This is a genomic window from Lacibacter sediminis, assembly GCF_014168535.1.
Classification (GTDB): domain Bacteria; phylum Bacteroidota; class Bacteroidia; order Chitinophagales; family Chitinophagaceae; genus Lacibacter; species Lacibacter sediminis.
In genome coordinates this window covers 4,126,885-4,145,393 of the sequence record NZ_CP060007.1, presented here as the reverse complement: position 1 = coordinate 4,145,393, position 18,509 = coordinate 4,126,885, and the positions used below count along the sequence as shown (strand labels likewise).

Genomic DNA, 18,509 nt, shown 5'->3' with positions numbered 1-18,509 from the left:
GTACTGCGTATTTGCGGAATAAAAACGATATGGACAGGTCAAACTATTTTCGACAAAAATTACTTCTCTGGCATCATTCGGTTAACAAAAGGCAACTTCCATGGAAGGGAGAAAAAGATGTTTACCGCATTTGGCTGAGCGAAATTATTCTGCAGCAGACCCGTGCCGAACAAGGCTGGAAATACTACGAACGCTTTGTAAATCAATACCCAACAGTTCAGAAACTGGCCAAAGCTCCATTGGAAGAAGTTTATAAATTATGGGAGGGACTGGGTTATTATAACCGCTGCCGCAACCTGCACAGCACAGCTCAGTTCATTGCTTTTGAGTTAAAAGGGAAGTTCCCGGATACATTCGAAACCATCATTGAATTAAAAGGCGTTGGTCCATATACCGCCGCAGCCATTGCATCATTTGGATTTGGATTACCACACGCTGTAGTTGATGGAAATGTGTTTCGGGTGCTCAGCCGTTTTTTTGGGATTGATACCCCAATTGACAGCACCGAAGGGAAAAAGCAGTTTCAACAACTGGCAAATGTATGTCTTGATACATCTGATCCTGCTGCCTACAACCAGGCGATCATGGATTTTGGAGCAACCGTTTGCAAACCTGATCTGCCCGATTGCCGCAATTGTAATCTGAAAACAAAATGTGTTGCATTTGAAAAAGGGGTTGTGAACGAATTGCCCTTTAAGGAAAAGAAGAATAAAATACGCAAGAGATGGTTCCGGTTTTACATTATGGAATTGAAAGGAACCTTTGCCGTACAAAAAAGAACAGGTAAGGATGTGTGGGGAAATCTGTATGAATTTCCGAATGAAGAATACAAAACGGAGAAAGAATGGAAGCTGGCAAATACTTCATCAACCGAAACTTGGTTCAAGAGTCGTAAGATCAAACAATCATTTACTGTTTTATCTACCAGTAAACCCATCAAGCAACAGTTAAGTCATCAACTCATTTATGGAAATGCGGTGCTTGTTCAAATAAAAGGAAAACAAACTATTCTGCAAGATTGGGAATGGAAAACTGCAACTCAATTAAAACAATTGCCTTTTCCAAAATTGTTAAATGATTTTTTAAACGCAGGTGTTCTTGAATTATTTGCAGCGAGGCATACAACAGTAAAGCAAAAAACGTAATTTAGAAGGAGTGACAGACGGGTTAGGGCCATGATCTAAACATTCAGAACTAAAATTTATACGTATGCGAGGAGTTAACCGTGTGATGCTTATCGGCAACCTTGGAAAAGAACCTGACGTACAGGTTTTAGAAGGTAACATTGCCGTTGCTAAATTTCCATTAGCTACAACTGAAACGTTTAAAGACCGCACCGGAAAACTGGTGAGCCAAACAGAATGGCACACGGTGGTGCTCTGGAGAGGGCTTGCAGAGTTAGCACAGAAATACCTGCACAAAGGAAGCCTTGTTTATATTGAAGGCCGTTTGAAAACACGTAGTTGGGAAGATAAAGAAGGCGTTAAGAAATATGCAACTGAAGTTGTAGGTGATAACCTCATCATGCTTGATAAAAGAGCTGATGGAACAGGAAAAACCGATTCGCCTGATCAGATAAGTGGTTATCATGGCGATGATCTGCCACCAATTGGAGAACCAAGTGCCGATCTTCCATTTTAGGAAATACCGTTGCGTTGTTTATTTTTGCCGGTACAGCGGTACATTGTTCACTTAATTTTGATGCTTTGGATTATCAGCAAGTCAGCACTTCTTTTTTATTATCGATCAAACCTGTGTTACTGGCCATTAACAGCCAGGGGTTAACATTACTGGTTATCCTTTTTCTTATCCTGCTGTTTTTCTCGTTTGTTGTAAGTGGAGCTGAAGTAGCATTCTTTTCGCTCCGTTACAAAGACCTGAATATGATCAAAACAAAACCCGACGCACCTGCACGCCGTATCGTAAACTTGTTGGAAGAACCAAAAGTGTTGATGGCAAGTTTGATGGCTGCAAATGTGATATTCAATCTGGGTATTATTTTTCTCACGAACTTTTTAATAGATGAAGCACTCAATCTTCGACATAATTTATGGTGGGTTGAGTTTATTTTAAAAGCAACGGCTATCACCGCATTGATCCTTTTGTTTTGTGAAACGTTGCCGAAAGTATGGGCATCGCAAAACAATATCTTCTTTGCCTATTTCGCCAGCTGGTGGATCGATGCAATTGTTTATCCCATTTTTAAATCAACAGGTGGGTGGCTGGCAGGTTATACAGATGGTATTGAAAAAAGAATGTCGAAGTATCAAAAAAAATCGTCATTAAAATCAGAAGAACTTGATTATGCTATCGATCTCATGAGTGAAGATGAAGCTACAGTTGAAGAGAAACAGATATTAAAAGGCATACAGAATTTCAGCAATATCACAGTGAAGCAGGTGATGCGTTCACGTCTTGATGTAAGCGGAATAGAATATAAAACACCGTTCCAGGATGTAGTAAAGCGTGTGCAGGAACTGCATTACAGTCGTGTACCGATCTATAAGAATAATTTAGATGAAGTAGTTGGTATTCTTCAGACAAAAGATCTGTTACAACATCTTAATGATGCTGATGACTTTCACTGGCAGCAACTGATGCGTACACCTTTCTTTGTGCCGGAACAAAAGCTCATTGATGATCTGATGAAGGAATTTCAACAGAAACGTATTCACTTTGCAGTTGTAGTTGATGAATTTGGCGGCACCAGCGGTATTGTAACAATGGAAGATGTGGTGGAAGAAATTATTGGTGAAATCAAAGATGAGTTTGACGATGATGAAAGCGTGAATAAAAAAATTGATGAAAACAACTACATCTTTGAAGGCCGCACCATTGTACATGATATGTGCCGCACAATGAATCTTCCTGCCGATACATTTGATAAAGTGAAAGGCGAAAGCGAATCGCTGGCCGGGCTCGTATTGGAACTGGCCGAACGTTTGCCAAGAGTTGGTGATGTACTTGAAACAGGCGATTTCCAATTTACTATTCAGGAAGTGAGCCGCAACAGGATTGAAAAAGTGAAAGTGACCATTAAACCCCTTGACTGATCAAGATGAAACAAATGCATTTGTGCAACGCATACTTAGTGCCTCGTACTTTTTATCTTCTATTTGCTGTTCTTGTTTTAATTGCCTGTAACTCCGATCCCCGTCCACGGCCAAAAGGATATTTTCAAATTGATTTTCCTGAAAAGAAATACGTGCTGTTTGATGAGCCGGGTTATCCCTACACATTCGAATATCCTGTTTACGGAAAGGTGTTGAAGGATAGTACTTTCTTCGAAGCAAAAGCAGAAAACCCATACTGGGTGAATCTTGATTTTCCTGAACTGGCCGGGCGCATCCACATCAGCTACAAAGCTGTTGGTGCAGCAAATAAATTTGACGAGCTTGTTCAGGATGCCTTTAAAATGACCAGCAAGCACAGTTTAAAAGCAACTTCGATCGATGAACTGCCGGTGAAAGGCGGAGCCGGTGTAAACGGATTTATTTTTGATGTGGGTGGTAATGCAGCAACAGGCAAACAGTTTTTTGTAACAGATAGTACCAAACATTTTTTACGTGGTGCTTTATATTTCGATGCAACACCTAATTACGATTCTATTCAGCCGGTGGAGCAATTCCTGTATAAGGATATGCAGCATTTGATTCAAACCTTGAAGTGGAGGAATTGATCTGTTCATTTCTCCTGAATTCTCTCTAATCAGTTTCTGCCGTACGGCCGTATCTTTGCGCTATGATTGTAATTGATGATATCTACATCAGTGATGAAGTGGTGGAAGAACAGTTTGTATGCGACCTGAACAAATGTAAAGGCGGCTGCTGTGTGGATGGTGATGCCGGGGCACCACTAACAAACGATGAGTTGAAAGAAGTGATCGCAGGATTTGAAAAAGTAAAACACCTGCTCACAGAAGAAGGACGAAAAGTAATTGAGCGTGACGGTCTTTATCAATACGACCAGGAATTTGGTTGGGTAACACCTACTATCAGCACCGGCATGTGTGCCTATGGTTTGGTAGATGAAAAAGGAATTGTGAAATGTTCATTTGAACAACAATACTATGCCGGTGAATTAAAATGGAAGAAACCCATTTCCTGTCATCTTTATCCCATTAAGATCAGTAAGAGCAAGAACACAGAGCAGCAATATGTGAACTACGAACCGAGAGACCAGATGTGTAATCCCGGTTGTTTGAACGGACAAAAACTGAAAGTACCGGTATATGTATTTTTGAAAGAAGCCATCATCCGCAAATACGGCGAAGATTTTTATGAAGTGCTTACACAAATAGCCGATCAGTATTACGTATCAAAGGACGCAAAGAAGTAACTTTAATCAATGAGCCAGACTGCAGATAAATTTATTGCAAAGAGTACCATTAAGGCTGCCGATCTTGATCACAGGCGCACAATCAATTTTAATATTGGCAAGTACAATGCAAAAGTGCCCGAAGGTAAATTGCAGTTTACGCAATTGCTTACTGCACGTGAGCGTGCAAAGAATGTAAAGTGGCGTGCACTGGAAACGCTTGATCAGCAACTCGAAGAATTTGAATCGCAATTTGCACGCAGGGGTGGAAAAGTGATTTGGGCTGAAAATGCACAACAGGCTTGTGATGAAATATTGAAAATATGTGAAGCAAAGAATTGCAAAACATTGGTGAAGAGTAAGAGTATGGTGACGGAAGAAATTCATCTTAATGATTTTCTTGCCAAACACAATATTGAAAGTGTTGAAACAGATCTCGGTGAATACATTCAGCAATTGGATGATGAACCGCCTTACCATATTGTTACACCGGCCATGCACAAAAGCAAAGAAGATGTAGCAAAACTGTTTGCCGATAAATTAGGAACTGATCCCAAAGCAACACCTGAACAGTTGACATTGGTTGCAAGAAAAATTCTTCGTGAAAAATATGTGCAGGCCGAAGTGGGTGTAACAGGTGCGAATTTTATTTTAGCTGATGTTGGTGGTATTGCCGTTACAGAAAATGAAGGTAATGCAAGATTGAGTTGTGCATTTCCTAAAACACATATCGTTATCGTAGGCATTGAGAAAGTATTGCCGAGTATGAACGACCTGGGTTTATTCTGGCCCTTGCTTTCAACGTATGGTACCGGACAAAATGTAACTGTGTATAACAGTATAGTGCTTGGCCCGAAACAACCCGGAGAGAAAGATGGTCCTGACGAAATGATTGTGATCCTGTTGGATAATGGTCGCACAAACGTATTGAAGAATCCAAAGACAAGAGAGAGTTTATATTGCATCCGTTGCGGTGCTTGTTTAAATGCGTGCCCGGTTTATAAAAATATCGGCGGACATAGTTATGGTACAACCTACAGTGGTCCTATCGGTAAAGTATTAACACCACATCTCAGTGGCTTGGAAGAATACAAACATCTCAGTTATGCATCATCATTATGTGGTAACTGTACAGAAGTTTGTCCGATGCGTATTAATCTGCACGAGTTGTTATTAGAGAACAGGTATGAAGCAGTGGAAGAAGGTTATGCTTCGTTTGGCGAACGCATGGCCTGGAAGGTTTGGAAAAAAGTATCACTCAGTCGTAAACTCATGAACACCGGCAGCAGTAAAATGCGCAGCTGGATGATCAATAAATTCGTAAAAGACTGGACACGCCACCGTGGCGAAATGCATTTCCCTGAAAAAAGTTTCAATCAACTTTGGCGTGAACGAAACGGGCAGTAAATTCAAACATGCTTGTTTACACTCCGCATATTACACCCCGCATCAGTTATATCATTCAGCTGCTGAATGAACGTTGGCAGATCGATGTGGCGGTAACAGATGATCTAACGTTGTTTCAGCAAAGCAATGATGTTAAGCTTGTATATGCAGAGGAGCGGATTGATGATTCATCTTTGTTTCTGCAATCAACAGGCTTACTCTTGCAGCACGATATACGCAAGCAATACATTACTTGTTTTAATTGGGAAGACGGTAAAGCGTTCTTTCAAACAACAGATGATGTAGGGTTTGATATTTTCTCTGCGATATTCTACCTCATCACCCGTTACGAAGAGTATTTGGAATACGAACCAGATGAATATGGTCGCTATGCACATTGGAATTCCTTAGCATGGAAAGAAGGATTCTTGCATCAGCCAATTATTGATGTATGGTTGATGAAGTTTGAGGCGAAGTTGAAGCAACGCTACTCACTACTCACTACTCACCACTCACCGTTCACCTTTCTCCCTACTTACGATATCGACATTGCCTGGAGTTACAAACATAAAGGCTTGCTTAAAACAGTTGGTGCAGTAGTAATGCATCCCTCAACTATTGCAAAAAGATTAAGAGTTTTGAGTGGAAAAGAAACAGACCCTTTCGATTCATATGATTGGCTGCAACAACTGCATGAACAATATGCGTTACAACCGATTTACTTTTTCTTATTGGCAGAACGAAACAATGAATACGATAAAAATATTTCGCCAAGAAAAACTGCATTACAGCAACTGATCCGTTCAACTGCAGCTAAGGCAACTGTTGCTATTCATCCTTCAACTGAAAGCGCAGTAAATCCAACTGCATTGAAAAAGGAAAAGGAAATACTTCAGACGATTGTTCGGAAGCCCATTCCGCTAACACGCAATCATTATATTCAGTTTCATCTGCCGCATTCTTACCGTTCATTAATTGTAAATGGATTTACAGACGAATACAGTATGGGCTATGGAACTGTCAATGGGTTTCGAGCATCAACCTCTCATTCGTTTTTGTGGTACGACCTGGAAAAAGAAGAAACGACTGCTTTGCGTGTACATCCCTTTGCGTACATGGATGCAAATTCATTTTATGAATTGCATCATTCAACTGAAGAAGCATTGGAAGAAATAAAAAAACTTTGCAGCGAAGTGCAAGCGGTAAACGGCACATTCATAACTATCTTTCACAATCACATGTTGGGAACAGATCCAATGTTTAAAGGTTGGAAAGAGATGTATGAAAATTTTGTTGCTACTGTCATCTCGACGAAGGAGAGATCTGTTGAGCAATAGTGGAAAGCTGGGCAGATTCCTCGTGCCTCGGAATGACAGTTCTAATATTCATTTTTCGATCCTTCAAGCATCTGCATTAACTCTTTCATTTCCGGATCGCTTAAATAGCGCCACTTACCAACTGCAATATTTCCGAGTTGAATATTCATGATTCGTACACGACGCAAGCTCACCACTTCATAACCAAATGCCTCACACATACGGCGGATCTGGCGGTTCAATCCCTGTTTGAGAATAATGGAAAAACTTTTACCGCTTAATGTGCGCACTTTGCAGGGAAGTGTGACAGTGTTGAGAATGTGCACACCATTGCTCATCTTCGCAGCAAAATCCGGTGTTAATTTTTTATTGACAGTAACGATGTATTCTTTTTCATGTTCGTTTCCTGCACGCAAAATTTTATTAACGATATCACCATTATTGGTAAGAAAGATCAACCCTTCAGAATCTTTATCTAACCTGCCAATAGGAAAGATGCGTTTGGGATGATTGATAAAGCGGATAATATTGGTGCGATCCTTTTCATCGGTGGTGGAAGTAATGTTCAGCGGTTTGTTAAAAGCTATAATGAACTGATCTTGTTTGGCAGTAGATTTTACTTTCAGTAATTCATCATCAATATACACTTTGTCTTTTGAAGAAACTCTTGTGCCGGCCAATGCAATATTGCCATTTACAACCACACGTGCCTGATCGATCAGCTTATCTGCTTCACGGCGTGAACAATAACCTGTGGCGCTAATGTATTTATTTAAACTGATTTTTTCTTCGGCCATGCAGTAAAGATAACGGGATTAATTATCGGCAACATCACGTTGCTCCTCAGCAGTTTTCTTATACGCTTTGTTTACAAGATAAACACCCAGCAACGCAACCAATCCTCCAGTTGCCAATGTAACAGAGATCATTTCATCAAAGATCCATACACCAAACAACACAGCAACAACCGGATTTACATAGGCGTATATACTTGCCTGTTCGGTTGGTAAATTTTGCAGGGCATAGAGATAACAAACAAACGCAATTACAGAACCAAACAAAACAAGATAACCGATAGCTGCCCATGCCTGCCATGCAATTTCAGTAAACGGTGTAAAATTCGGATCAGTTGTGGAAATACCCAATAACGCAGCACCCGCAATTACCATTTGAAAACCTAGTCCAAAATAGGGGTTAAAATTTGCAGCCTGCTTCTTCGTGTATAGTGAACCAAATGCCCATGTCCATGTTGCAATAAGTGAGATCAAAATACCAAAGCGAAAATTGGGATCAAAGAAATCCTGCAGGTGTTCATAAAAAATAACACACACTCCACCAAAGCCAATCATCAAACCAAGTAAGGCCTTAGCAGGTATTTTTTCTTTAGAACCAAACAGGTTGATGATTACGATCCACAACGGAAAGATAGCACCCATGATGGCACCTAGACCTGAAGAAATATATTTCAATCCCCATGTGCTGAGTCCATTGCTCAATACAAAATTCAGCAAGGCTAAAATAAGCAAGGGAATTAATTCTTTTCCTCTCGGAAACTGCGTTCCTTTTGCAATGAAGAAGATCATGTAACAAAGGCCGCCCAGTAATTGACGCATCCCGGAGAGCTGAATTGCGGAAGGCATATGCCGCACACCTTCTTTTGAAGCGATCCACGTTGTACCCCATAACACACACACAACGGCCAATGCAAACAATGCTTTTGCTCTTGTTCCTTTTTTCCTGATGGTTAAAGGATTAAAAAGGGATAAGCTTTTGAGTGCATCTGTTGAAGCATCGAGTGCTTTATTGATCCGGGGTTTTTGCATTAATGTTTAAAATGTCTCATACCTGTGATTACCATCGCCAGGTTATTTTGTTTACAATATTCGATTGAGTCATTGTCACGTATAGAACCGCCCGGCTGAATAAATGCAACAATGCCTGCTGCATGACCCAACTGCACACAATCATTGAACGGGAAGAACGCATCACTCGCCATCACTGCGCCATTGAGATCGAAATTGAATTGTTTTGCTTTTTCAACAGACTGACGCAATGAATCGATACGGCTTGTTTGTCCGCAACCTTTACCCACCAGTTGTTTATTCTTCACCAATGCAATGGCATTCGATTTTAAATGTTTACAGATGAGGTTGGCAAAAGTGAGATCATCTTTCTCCGCAGCAGTTGTTTCACGACCGCCTGCTTCTTTCCATTCAGTATAATTGCCTTCATCGACACCTTGCACCAATACGCCATTTAGTAATGATTTGTATTGCTCTTTTACCTTTGGTTGCTGTTTCAGTTGTAAAAGAATACGGTTCTTCTTCGATTTCAATACTTCCAATGCATCAGCAGCAAATGAAGGAGCGATCAATACTTCAAAGAAAATTTCATTGATAGCTTCTGCTGTGGCTTTATCAATTTCACCATTACAAACCAATACACCGCCAAATGCACTTTCAGGATCGCCTGCCAATGCAGTATCCCAACTGTCTTTCACTATTGCACGTTGTGCAACGCCGCATACGTTGGTGTGTTTGATGATGGCGAACGTTGTATCTGTAAACTCTTTGATGAGTTGCACAGCTGCATCCACATCAACCAGATTATTATAAGAAAGTTCTTTACCGTTTAATTGTGTAAACAGTTCATCAAGGTTGCCAAAGAAGCGTGCACTCTGATGCGGATTCTCACCATAACGCATGATCTTTTCTTCCTTGTTGAATGGCGTTTCAACAGCCGATTGGTGGAAGTAGTTGCTGATAGCCGTATCGTATGCAGTACACACATCAAATGCTTTGATGGCAAATGCACGGCGTTGCTCATAACTTGTTTCACCGTTCTGTTCACGAAGAATACCTTCTAATACCGCATATTCTTTCTTTGCTGCCAATACCACAACGTCTTTATGATTTTTTGCACCGGCACGGATCATAGATGGTCCGCCGATATCAATTTTTTCAATGATCGCTTTTTCGTCGGTAGTTGAAGCAACGGTTTCTTCGAACGGATAAAGATCAACGATCACGAGATCCATTTCGGGAATATTGTATTGCTTCATTTCAGCCAAATGCTGTTCATCATCACGCTTGCCAAGAATACCGCCAAACACAGAAGGGTGCAATGTTTTTACACGGCCACCCAAAATAGACGGGTAGCTGGTTAAATTTTCAACAGGCACTACAGGAACGCCGAGTTTTTCAATAAACTGTTGCGTACCACCGGTAGAGTAGATAGTTACATTTTGCTCGTGCAGGAGCTTTACCAATGAATCGAGTCCGTCTTTGTAAAAAACTGAAATGAGTGCCGATTGAATTTTCTTCATAACAAGGTGAAAGTTTTTGGGCCACAGAGGGTGGCATTCTATTTTAGAAGCCGCAAAGGTAAGCCTCTACAGGTTCATCACAAAAGCGCCCTGCTCACTTGTGCAGAAATAGTTAATGCCGAGTTTTTGACAATCGGCTTTCCAGTATTTGAGCTTCCATTGCGGGTTGGAACTGTCGAAGACCAGCAACTTACAGTTGATTGTTTTCTGTAATTGGTTGAGGTAGAGTTTGGGGTTTTGGGAGATGATGACTACGTCAGCGTTGATTTGAATTGTTGAATCGTAGCGGTAAGATTGGTTGATGTGAAGGATGGTTTTGTTGTTGACTGTCCAGGTTTTGTTTGTTGTTGGATTGATATTTGGCTGCTCATAGGTACGGTGTGCAATACGGGAAGGTTTGAGGTGAAAGTTACGCAGGAAACCATCTTGTAATAACACCGCATCACCAGCGAAATAATATTGATCGCCCAACATAAAATCAATAGCAGTGTGTTGCGACAGATTATACACAATGAGCTTTTTTTGCTGTATTGTTTGATAGCGATAAAATGCCTGCAAAGCAAAGAAGCAAACGACAAAGCCGAGTAGCCAACGAAAAGCAGTTTTGTTTTTCTCAATGAGCCAGATGCCTGCTGCTGCAATAATTGCATACAGCAAAATGGTTTGGATGGGTGCATGTTGAATACCATCCACTACTGCAAAACGAAAATGATCAACCCAAAGAATGAATTGATTCATGAGCCAAAGCATTTTTGTAATGAGCCAGCCGGTTGCATTTGCAAGTACAGCGATTGGTGATACAACCATCAATAATATCAAAGCATACAGAACCAGACTTGATAATGGAACAGCAATTAAATTAGTGATGAGAAATAATGTTGGTGCCTGGTGAAAATGATACATGCAAAGCGGCAACGTTAAAATTTGCGCAGAGAGTGTGAGTGCATTTAATTTCCAAAGCCCATCTAATAATTTGTTTTGAATAGCGAACCAGTTGTAAATAGGTTTCATAAAGAGAACAATGCTCAACACTGCGGCATAGGATAATTGAAAGCCTACATCCCATAATAGAAACGGATTGAAGAATAGCAACACCACAGCTGATAAAGCCATGCTGTTGTAAATATTTCCTTTCTTACCAAGCAGATCGCCTCCTGCAATACAGGTAAACATGAGTACCGCTCTTAATACTGATGCACTTGCACCTGTTAATAAACTGAACAGCCACAATAACGTAATGATCAAAATAGCTTTTATTACTTTCAAACGCTTGTTTCGGTTCAGCCCCTTTAATAGAAACATCAGTAAGCCATAGATCAATCCAAGATGCATGCCGCTTACGGCAATGATATGCACTACACCTGTATTGCTGTAAGCCTGCACCAGATCTCTGTCGAGATCATCACGGTAGCCGATGAGCAAGGCTTCTGCAATGCTGCTTTCCATATCGCCCTTTACATATTTGCGAATGGTTTTCAGAATATAAGTTCTAAACCCGTATATCTTTTCATTGAAGAGTGATGTTTGTTGCACAGGTAGTTTTCTATACTCATCTGATTTTACAAAGAGCTGATGTGTGATGCCGTTGAACAAAGCATAGCGCTTGTAATCGAAACTGCCGGGGTTACCTGCATTTTTTATTTCCTGTAAGTTGCTGCGCACAAGAATGGCATCGCCGTATTGCAAGGCAGGCGCAATGCTATCCTTTCGGAAATAGATCATCGCCCTGCCTGTTACCTTTCTTGCTTTTTGCAGATGATAAACAACGCTGATCTCACTAAGTGCTTTGTACGTTTTCTCCCGTTCACTTAATGGTTCCAATAAACGTAATTGCACCACATCGCCTTCTTTATAAAAATGACCGGCCCAATTTGGTTGATGTGGCTTTTGTTGCAGCCATGTTAGTGCAATACCAAAAGAAATGAAAATGATGTTGAACGAAAATCCATCGAGCCAACTGTTATAGTACCTGCTTCGCTCGCCGCTGAACTGCAGGTAAAGGAAAAACGGAAGTGCAATGATGGACGCAATTAAAGGAACCTGCCAGTGTAATGAAAAATACCATCCGGTTAAAATACCAGTGCTTAACGGAATGATAATGCGTAAAAATGGAATGTTTTTCCAGACAGGTATCATCAGCAGCTATTTCCGGCAAAATAGAAACTGACACTGCGAATTGACAGGGGGGATTTAACCCTTTTTTGCTGAAGGGTAACTCACTGATTTCACAGAAACACACAGACGAAATAAAAAATCTGTGAGCAACCGTGCAATCCCCGCCTGCATGGCTTACGGCGGGCAGGTGTGAGCTATATTATTCGCCTAATAGATTTTTCAGGTAGGCGATCTGACCGAGGTGGTAAATGTTATGTTGTATTAACCCGTTGAGGAGAAAGCGGAAATTGTATTCCCTGTAATCAACCATTTCTTTCAAAAATGAATCGTCTTTGGTTTGCAGTTCAGCAACAATCTGTTTGTGAATTTGCTCAAACTCGTTCAATCCTTTTTCCCAGGTATGAATTTTGGGGTCGATCATGCGCCAATCTATTTCTTCGGCTGTTTTGAGATCGTAGTCCTGTTTGTTTTGCAAACGGCTTAAGGTAAACTCAGCCCAGGTGATTATGTGATACAATATTTCAATGGCTGCATGTGAATTTTTTGGATTGATGTACACCACTGCCGGATGAATTTTGCGCAGCATGGGCATTACTGCTTCGCCATACCAAGGCTGACCGGTTAACACTCTTTCGAGATTGCTGATGATCGATTGTACTTCGTTTTTCATAGTTCTAAGTTAAGAAGAATAGCCGCTTTCTGCAATGCAGTACAAGAGTGCGACGCAACAGGTGATGCTACGAAGCACAAAAACTTGTAACAAAAAAATAATGAGCCGGAAAGACGGGAAGGCGATAAGTTTTCTTTCCGTTTTATCGCCTTCCCGGCAGCCATAAAAAAACTCCGCAAGTGCGGAGTTTGAAATTTATTTACTGAGATACATACTTCTGTCTTTATACAACTGGCGGAAGTAAGGATCACGAAGGTTTTTTATAAAGCGGATGGCTTCACCAGTGCTCTTCATTTCTGGTCCGAGCTCCTTGTTTACGTTCGGGAATTTACTGAAGCTGAACACCGGTTCTTTAATAGCATAACCGGTTAGTTTTTTCTCGAATGTAAAGTCGGTGAGTTTATTTACTCCCATCATTACTTTAGTTGCAATGTTGAGGTAAGGTATCTGGTAGGCCTTTGCAATGAACGGCGTGGTGCGACTTGCACGTGGATTGGCTTCGATCACAAATACTTTACCATCTTTAATGGCAAACTGGATGTTGATAAGACCTTGTATTTTCAATGCTTTCGCAATTTTCTTTGCATATTCTTCCATGGTTGCAACCACCAATGGTGTAAGGTTAAACTCAGGTAATACTGCATGACTATCGCCACTGTGAATACCTGCAGGTTCAATGTGTTCCATAACACCCATTATATGAAAATTCTCACCATCGTAAATCGCATCGATCTCGGCTTCCTGGCAGCGATCGAGGAAATGATCGATAAGGATTTTATTGCCGGGCAAATGTTTGATGAGACTCAACACCGCACTCTCCAGCTCGGTTTCGTTGATAACGATACGCATCCTTTGTCCGCCCAATACATAGCTGGGACGAACCAGCACCGGGTAACCAACTTCTTTTGCCACTTCAATGGCATCGTCTGTGGTATAAGCTGTGCCATATTTCGGATAAGGAATTTCCAGTTCTTTCAACAAATCGCTGAAGCGGCCACGGTCTTCGGCAATATCCATACTGTCGAATGAAGAACCGATGATTCGGATGCCTCTTTCGTGCAGACGTTTTGCCAGCTTGAGGGCAGTCTGTCCGCCCAGCTGTACAATTACACCGTAAGGTTTTTCCAGCTCAATAATTTCCCAGAGATGCTCCCAGTTCACCGGTTCAAAATACAGCTTGTCAGCCATATCGAAGTCGGTACTTACGGTTTCGGGGTTACAGTTCACCATGATCGCTTCGTAGCCACATTCTTTAATGGCGAGGAGACCATGAACACAGCAGTAATCGAACTCGATACCCTGACCAATGCGGTTGGGACCACTGCCGAGAACAATAATTTTTTTACGTTGAGATGGAATGGATTCGTTGTGGAGGATCGTATTTGCCATTGCGGTGCAAATGTACGGTTGTGTGAAAAATTTTGAGAGATTTTTTTGCACTTTATCTAACTGAACAACTAACACTGATTTGTTTACTTACAACCTGCGGCTATTAGAAAATTACAGCCCCTATATTTGTATGGATGCAGATATCTGACTATAAATATGTTATTGCCGGAAGCGGTTTTCTGGGCTCGGTTTTGGCGGAACGAATTGCCTCTGTTTTAAAAAAGCCAGTGCTGGTGCTGGAAAAGAGGGGACATATTGGAGGAAATTGCTATTCGGAAACTGACCCTGAAACCGGGATCGAATTTCACAAATATGGCACACATATTTTTCATACCTCCAACGAACGGGTATGGAACTACATTAACCAGTTCACTTCCTTTAATCAATACCGGCACCAGGTACTTACTACGCATGAAGGTAAAGTGTACCAATTGCCAATAAACCTTGAAACGATCAATAGCTTTTTTTCCTTGTCGTTAAAGCCATTTGAGGTAGAAGAGTTTTTGCATCAACAGGCAGCAAAGGAAAATATAAGCGATACCTCTTCATTCGAAGCAAAAGCGATCAGCCTTGTGGGAAGACAGTTATATGAGGCTTTTATAAGAGGATATTCAGCCAAGCAATGGCAAACTGACCCTGCGAAATTGCCGGCAGATCTTTTAAGTAGGTTGCCCTTCAGAAAAAATTATGATGAGAACTATTATTTCTCAACATATCAAGGTGTACCCTCGAATGGATATACCGCCATTTTTGAAAACTTGTTGAGTGATCCGTTGATTGATGTGCGATTGAATACTGACTTTTTTGATGTGAAAGATCAACTTGCCGCCGATGCAACAATTATTTACAGTGGTCCGCTTGATCGTTATTTTAATTATTCGCTTGGTAAACTGAATTGGCGTACGCTGCAATTTGAGAAACAGGTAGTTGGTGTTGAAGATTATCAAGGGACAAGTGTTATGAATTTTGCAGATGTTGCTGTTCCGTATACAAGACAGCACGAACCAAGACATCTTCATCCCGAACGTAGTTATACAAAAGAAAAAACGATTGTATTTACAGAGTATTCAAAAGCAGATGATGGAAGCGAACCTTTTTATCCCATACCCAATGCTGAGAATATAGCACTTGCTAAAGAGTATAGAAAATTAGTCGGCCAGGAAAAGAATCTTATTGTAGCAGGCCGGTTGGGTGACTACAAGTATTATGATATGCACGAAACCATTAACCGGGCATTGGAAATTTTTGATGATCAAATAAAAACTTTGCATACTTCATGAATAGAGATAAACTGAACGCAATTGTATTGTTACTGATAACAATGGTATTGAGTATTTCACTTTTCCCTACACTTACAGGAGTTGGGCACGATAAGCAAGTGTTCATCTATGGAGCCATGACGATCTGGAAAGGGCAGATACCTTACAAAACTTTCTTTGATCATAAACCACCGTTGATCTTTTTAATGCTGGCATTAGCATGGCCGTTTAAAGCATGGGGTTATTATTTATTAGGTGTGCTCACGAAATGGATCGCCAGTCTTTTTATTTATAAAGCTGCGAAGTATCATAAACTTTCAAACCCCTGGTTGTATCCCGTTATTTTTCTCATTTGCTTATTGCCACCTTTTATTTTAATGTCGGGGTTGCTTACAAGAGAATATGCAGCCTGTTTCCTGGCAATACTTTTTTCTGTGATACTGATGAACCCGGGCAAAAAGTATTTACTCTCAGGCGTATTGTGTGCCCTTGTTTTTCATATGCAGCAGGAAGAGATGATACTGGCATTTCCATTTGTGATGTATTACCTGTTTGCAAAAGCGTTAGACGGTAGCAAGGCAAATGCAGCGCTGGTTTTTAAACGGATATTGCTGATGGCTGCGGGTTTTTTGTTGGTGACAGCACCACTGATAATCTGGATTGCAATAAACGGAGGACTTACTGATTACTGGGAGCAGAGTTACCTTTTTAATTTTTTCGTTTACGAAAGCCGCAGGCCTGCGCTATATAAAATTACGGGCACACTCAGCATCCTCTTTCACACGAGATTCATGTTCCTTGTGTTCCCTTTGCTGGCATTACATACTTACTACCTCATAAAAAGGAAAAATGTATCATTACACCTTGCCTGTTTCTTTACACTATTGATCAGTCTTTGTGTAAAAGTATTTGCAGGCCGCATTATTGATTACATTGCTGTTTATCATTACCTGCTTACATTCAGTGCTGTTGTTGCTATATCGGCAATGTTAATTGCAAAAGAAAGCGAGCAATATTTTCCTAAACGATATTTAAAACCGTTAATCTTTGTTTTTACGGCAGTGTTATTTTTTGGTATGTGGAAGAATTCGTTCAGCAGTATTCGAAAACTAAAATATTCAGCAACGTATTTTCAAATTGAGGAATTAACGCAACAACTGCAGGATGTAAGAAATAAGGATGGGCAATTATTCGTTATGGGGCATACACCCTTTCTTGGACTTAATAATAATCTCAATACTCTTTCGCCTGCCAAATGGGTTTATACCACACAATACAGTCAGCATCTTGAAAATTTTGATAAGGATGGAAATGTGATCAAAGAGATCATGGCGAGCCTGGACAAAAACAAGACGACCTATGTATTGGATTTTTATTTGAAAAACCCCGTTGATCGTAAAGCATTCCAGGAACAATGGGAAGATTACCTGAAGAAAAATTATACAGAGCAATACAGGAAACACGACTACATTCTCTTTAAGCGAAATACAAATGCAACACCTTAACTCCAGGGAACTCATTGTGCTGGTACCTGTATATAATGAAGCAGGTATATTAAAAGAATTTGTTAAGGACTGGGTAAGAATATTGCAAGGATTGAATATTGATTTCGTTATCCGCTTTTACAATGATGGATCAAAAGATCAATCCGGGTTGTTGTTGGATGAACTTGCAAGGTCAAATCAGCGAATTGAAGTAATTCATAAACCCAATAGTGGTCATGGTTCAACATTGATACAGGCTTACAAAGAAAGCGATGCTGCAGAATGGGTTTTTCAAGTTGACTCAGATCATGAGTTAGATCATCATGTATTTCGCTCTTTTTGGGAAGAGCGAAAGTTGTATGATGTATTGCTGGGTGAACGTATTATAGAAAAGCAAACAGGTATTTTCAGAAAATTTCTTTCAGCTCTTTCATCATTCAGCATTCGGTTGTTTTTTGGAAGTGGGATAAAGGACAGTAATTGTCCTTACAGGCTTATCCGTTTGGAAGTACTTCAATCTTCTATTGAAAAAATACCAGTTAAGTGTTTTGCCCCGAATGTGCTGTTAAGTGCTTTGTTTGTAAAAGAAAAACGAAGGATCAAAGTTTTACAGGTAAAGCAGAATTTCAGGAAGCCCAGAACAGGCACTGGCTTTTCAATAATGATGCTGAAAGGTGCCGTCAATACGTTTGTTTATTTGCTACGATTAAAATTGTCGTTACGAAATAGCTAACTACCAGGGAGTCTGAAGATCTTCTTTCGTGTAAACATGATTGCGTGTAGTGAAAAAACTTTTCAACGATTGATAGGGTTGGTTTTTTGGTTGAAACAGTTTTCTGAAAAGTGCTAATGGAGATAACAGAAGGAAAAATAAAATGGACAAGATGATCCGGCTGTTGATATACCCCAGCACTTTCGCCAACTGCAACCAGATAATATGGATAAGGTCTCCAACCGGGCCTAAGATGAAACCAATAAAACAAACACCAATAGGCGTTAGCAACCATTCTTTGCGGGAAAACAAATACAAAACTGCAAAGCCTGCGGCTATTACAACAAGTGAGGTATGTTTAGCCTGCCACTTCATTTAAAATAACGAGTAAATAAAAGGTGCAACGGCAGAGCTACCGCCGAAAATAAGTAATACACCAAGTAAAAGCATTACAATGATAATTGGGGCCAGCCACCATTTTTTACGTTCTTTTAAAAAGGCCCACATATCTTTTAAGAATTCGATCATAGTTCTAC

At 40.5% G+C, this 18,509-nt stretch carries 18 protein-coding genes; 10 read left to right on the top strand and 8 right to left on the bottom strand.

Annotated elements, in window-relative coordinates:
* Positions 1-29 precede the first annotated feature (29 nt).
* The 7 genes from mutY to H4075_RS17575 all read left to right on the top strand — a co-directional run bounded on the left by mutY (position 30) and on the right by H4075_RS17575 (position 7,040).
* A complete protein-coding gene (mutY, locus tag H4075_RS17605; RefSeq protein ID WP_182802134.1) occupies positions 30-1,145 on the top strand; it encodes an A/G-specific adenine glycosylase in 1,116 nt (371 codons plus the stop codon).
* 64 nt (positions 1,146-1,209) lie between these two features.
* A complete protein-coding gene (locus H4075_RS17600; protein WP_182802133.1) occupies positions 1,210-1,641 on the top strand; it encodes a single-stranded DNA-binding protein in 432 nt (143 codons plus the stop codon).
* A 65-nt stretch (positions 1,642-1,706) separates the two neighbouring features.
* On the top strand, positions 1,707-3,053 hold the full coding sequence (gene gldE, locus H4075_RS17595; RefSeq protein ID WP_182802132.1) for a gliding motility-associated protein GldE: 1,347 nt from the start codon (positions 1,707-1,709) through the stop codon (positions 3,051-3,053).
* A 5-nt stretch (positions 3,054-3,058) separates the two neighbouring features.
* Positions 3,059-3,679 carry a gliding motility lipoprotein GldD gene (gene gldD, locus H4075_RS17590; RefSeq protein WP_255460223.1) on the top strand — a complete coding sequence of 207 codons (621 nt, stop codon included), beginning with the start codon at positions 3,059-3,061 and terminating at the stop codon, positions 3,677-3,679.
* A 62-nt stretch (positions 3,680-3,741) separates the two neighbouring features.
* Positions 3,742-4,338, top strand: a complete 597-nt coding sequence (locus H4075_RS17585) for a DUF3109 family protein (protein WP_182802131.1) — start codon at positions 3,742-3,744, stop codon at positions 4,336-4,338.
* A gap of 9 nt (positions 4,339-4,347) precedes the next feature.
* A complete protein-coding gene (locus tag H4075_RS17580; RefSeq protein ID WP_182802130.1) occupies positions 4,348-5,724 on the top strand; it encodes a LutB/LldF family L-lactate oxidation iron-sulfur protein in 1,377 nt (458 codons plus the stop codon).
* Between the two features lie 8 nt (positions 5,725-5,732).
* On the top strand, positions 5,733-7,040 hold the full coding sequence (locus tag H4075_RS17575; protein ID WP_182802129.1) for a polysaccharide deacetylase family protein: 1,308 nt from the start codon (positions 5,733-5,735) through the stop codon (positions 7,038-7,040).
* A gap of 41 nt (positions 7,041-7,081) precedes the next feature.
* Here H4075_RS17575 and rluF read toward each other — a convergent pair whose 3' ends face one another.
* From rluF to H4075_RS17545, 6 genes are all read right to left on the bottom strand, one after another.
* The gene (gene rluF, locus H4075_RS17570) at positions 7,082-7,816 is read right to left on the bottom strand and encodes a 23S rRNA pseudouridine(2604) synthase RluF (RefSeq protein WP_182802128.1); all 735 of its coding nucleotides are present in this window, start codon (positions 7,814-7,816) and stop codon (positions 7,082-7,084) included.
* Between the two features lie 18 nt (positions 7,817-7,834).
* The gene (locus tag H4075_RS17565; RefSeq protein WP_182802127.1) at positions 7,835-8,842 is read right to left on the bottom strand and encodes a DMT family transporter; all 1,008 of its coding nucleotides are present in this window, start codon (positions 8,840-8,842) and stop codon (positions 7,835-7,837) included.
* Positions 8,842-10,344: a bifunctional phosphoribosylaminoimidazolecarboxamide formyltransferase/IMP cyclohydrolase gene (purH, locus tag H4075_RS17560; protein ID WP_182802126.1), complete on the bottom strand. Its 1,503-nt coding sequence runs from the start codon at positions 10,342-10,344 to the stop codon at positions 8,842-8,844. Before purH ends, H4075_RS17565 begins: the two co-directional genes overlap by 1 nt.
* Before the next feature lie 66 nt (positions 10,345-10,410).
* Complete coding sequence (locus H4075_RS17555) at positions 10,411-12,480, bottom strand: ComEC/Rec2 family competence protein (RefSeq protein ID WP_182802125.1); 2,070 nt, start codon at positions 12,478-12,480, stop codon at positions 10,411-10,413.
* A gap of 178 nt (positions 12,481-12,658) precedes the next feature.
* Entirely contained in the window at positions 12,659-13,129 is a 471-nt protein-coding gene (locus tag H4075_RS17550) for a DinB family protein (protein WP_182802124.1), read from the bottom strand.
* A gap of 195 nt (positions 13,130-13,324) precedes the next feature.
* Complete coding sequence (locus tag H4075_RS17545; protein ID WP_182802123.1) at positions 13,325-14,518, bottom strand: carbamoyl phosphate synthase preATP-grasp domain-containing protein; 1,194 nt, start codon at positions 14,516-14,518, stop codon at positions 13,325-13,327.
* A gap of 134 nt (positions 14,519-14,652) precedes the next feature.
* On the opposite strand from H4075_RS17545, the gene glf reads away from it, so the two are divergent.
* From glf to H4075_RS17530, 3 genes are read left to right on the top strand one after another with little or no spacing between them, the layout of a single operon-like run.
* The gene (gene glf / locus H4075_RS17540) at positions 14,653-15,798 is read left to right on the top strand and encodes a UDP-galactopyranose mutase (RefSeq protein ID WP_182802122.1); all 1,146 of its coding nucleotides are present in this window, start codon (positions 14,653-14,655) and stop codon (positions 15,796-15,798) included.
* Complete coding sequence (locus H4075_RS17535; protein WP_182802121.1) at positions 15,795-17,282, top strand: hypothetical protein; 1,488 nt, start codon at positions 15,795-15,797, stop codon at positions 17,280-17,282. Before glf ends, H4075_RS17535 begins: the two co-directional genes overlap by 4 nt.
* The gene (locus tag H4075_RS17530) at positions 17,269-17,994 is read left to right on the top strand and encodes a glycosyltransferase family 2 protein (RefSeq protein WP_182802120.1); all 726 of its coding nucleotides are present in this window, start codon (positions 17,269-17,271) and stop codon (positions 17,992-17,994) included. Before H4075_RS17535 ends, H4075_RS17530 begins: the two co-directional genes overlap by 14 nt.
* Here the strand turns inward: H4075_RS17530 and H4075_RS17525 are convergent, their stop codons facing one another.
* Together H4075_RS17525 and H4075_RS17520 are read right to left on the bottom strand one after the other, a co-directional pair.
* Complete coding sequence (locus H4075_RS17525) at positions 17,995-18,348, bottom strand: hypothetical protein (RefSeq protein WP_182802119.1); 354 nt, start codon at positions 18,346-18,348, stop codon at positions 17,995-17,997. It abuts the gene before it with no gap.
* Positions 18,349-18,501 carry a DUF5989 family protein gene (locus H4075_RS17520; protein WP_182802118.1) on the bottom strand — a complete coding sequence of 51 codons (153 nt, stop codon included), beginning with the start codon at positions 18,499-18,501 and terminating at the stop codon, positions 18,349-18,351.
* Between the last annotated feature and the right edge of the window lie 8 nt (positions 18,502-18,509).

Bases quoted from the DNA above. Each gene is read 5' to 3' on its own strand.
- mutY (WP_182802134.1), top strand. From the start codon at position 30: ATGGACAGGTCAAACTATTTTCGACAAAAATTACTTCTCTGGCATCAT.
- H4075_RS17600 (WP_182802133.1), top strand. From the start codon at position 1,210: ATGCGAGGAGTTAACCGTGTGATGCTTATCGGCAACCTTGGAAAAGAA.
- gldD (WP_255460223.1), top strand. From the start codon at position 3,059: ATGAAACAAATGCATTTGTGCAACGCATACTTAGTGCCTCGTACTTTT.
- H4075_RS17585 (WP_182802131.1), top strand. From the start codon at position 3,742: ATGATTGTAATTGATGATATCTACATCAGTGATGAAGTGGTGGAAGAA.
- H4075_RS17580 (WP_182802130.1), top strand. From the start codon at position 4,348: ATGAGCCAGACTGCAGATAAATTTATTGCAAAGAGTACCATTAAGGCT.
- H4075_RS17575 (WP_182802129.1), top strand. From the start codon at position 5,733: ATGCTTGTTTACACTCCGCATATTACACCCCGCATCAGTTATATCATT.
- rluF (WP_182802128.1), bottom strand. From the start codon at position 7,816: ATGGCCGAAGAAAAAATCAGTTTAAATAAATACATTAGCGCCACAGGT.
- H4075_RS17565 (WP_182802127.1), bottom strand. From the start codon at position 8,842: ATGCAAAAACCCCGGATCAATAAAGCACTCGATGCTTCAACAGATGCA.
- purH (WP_182802126.1), bottom strand. From the start codon at position 10,344: ATGAAGAAAATTCAATCGGCACTCATTTCAGTTTTTTACAAAGACGGA.
- H4075_RS17555 (WP_182802125.1), bottom strand. From the start codon at position 12,480: ATGATACCTGTCTGGAAAAACATTCCATTTTTACGCATTATCATTCCG.
- H4075_RS17550 (WP_182802124.1), bottom strand. From the start codon at position 13,129: ATGAAAAACGAAGTACAATCGATCATCAGCAATCTCGAAAGAGTGTTA.
- H4075_RS17545 (WP_182802123.1), bottom strand. From the start codon at position 14,518: ATGGCAAATACGATCCTCCACAACGAATCCATTCCATCTCAACGTAAA.
- glf (WP_182802122.1), top strand. From the start codon at position 14,653: ATGCAGATATCTGACTATAAATATGTTATTGCCGGAAGCGGTTTTCTG.
- H4075_RS17535 (WP_182802121.1), top strand. From the start codon at position 15,795: ATGAATAGAGATAAACTGAACGCAATTGTATTGTTACTGATAACAATG.
- H4075_RS17530 (WP_182802120.1), top strand. From the start codon at position 17,269: ATGCAACACCTTAACTCCAGGGAACTCATTGTGCTGGTACCTGTATAT.
- H4075_RS17525 (WP_182802119.1), bottom strand. From the start codon at position 18,348: ATGAAGTGGCAGGCTAAACATACCTCACTTGTTGTAATAGCCGCAGGC.
- H4075_RS17520 (WP_182802118.1), bottom strand. From the start codon at position 18,501: ATGATCGAATTCTTAAAAGATATGTGGGCCTTTTTAAAAGAACGTAAA.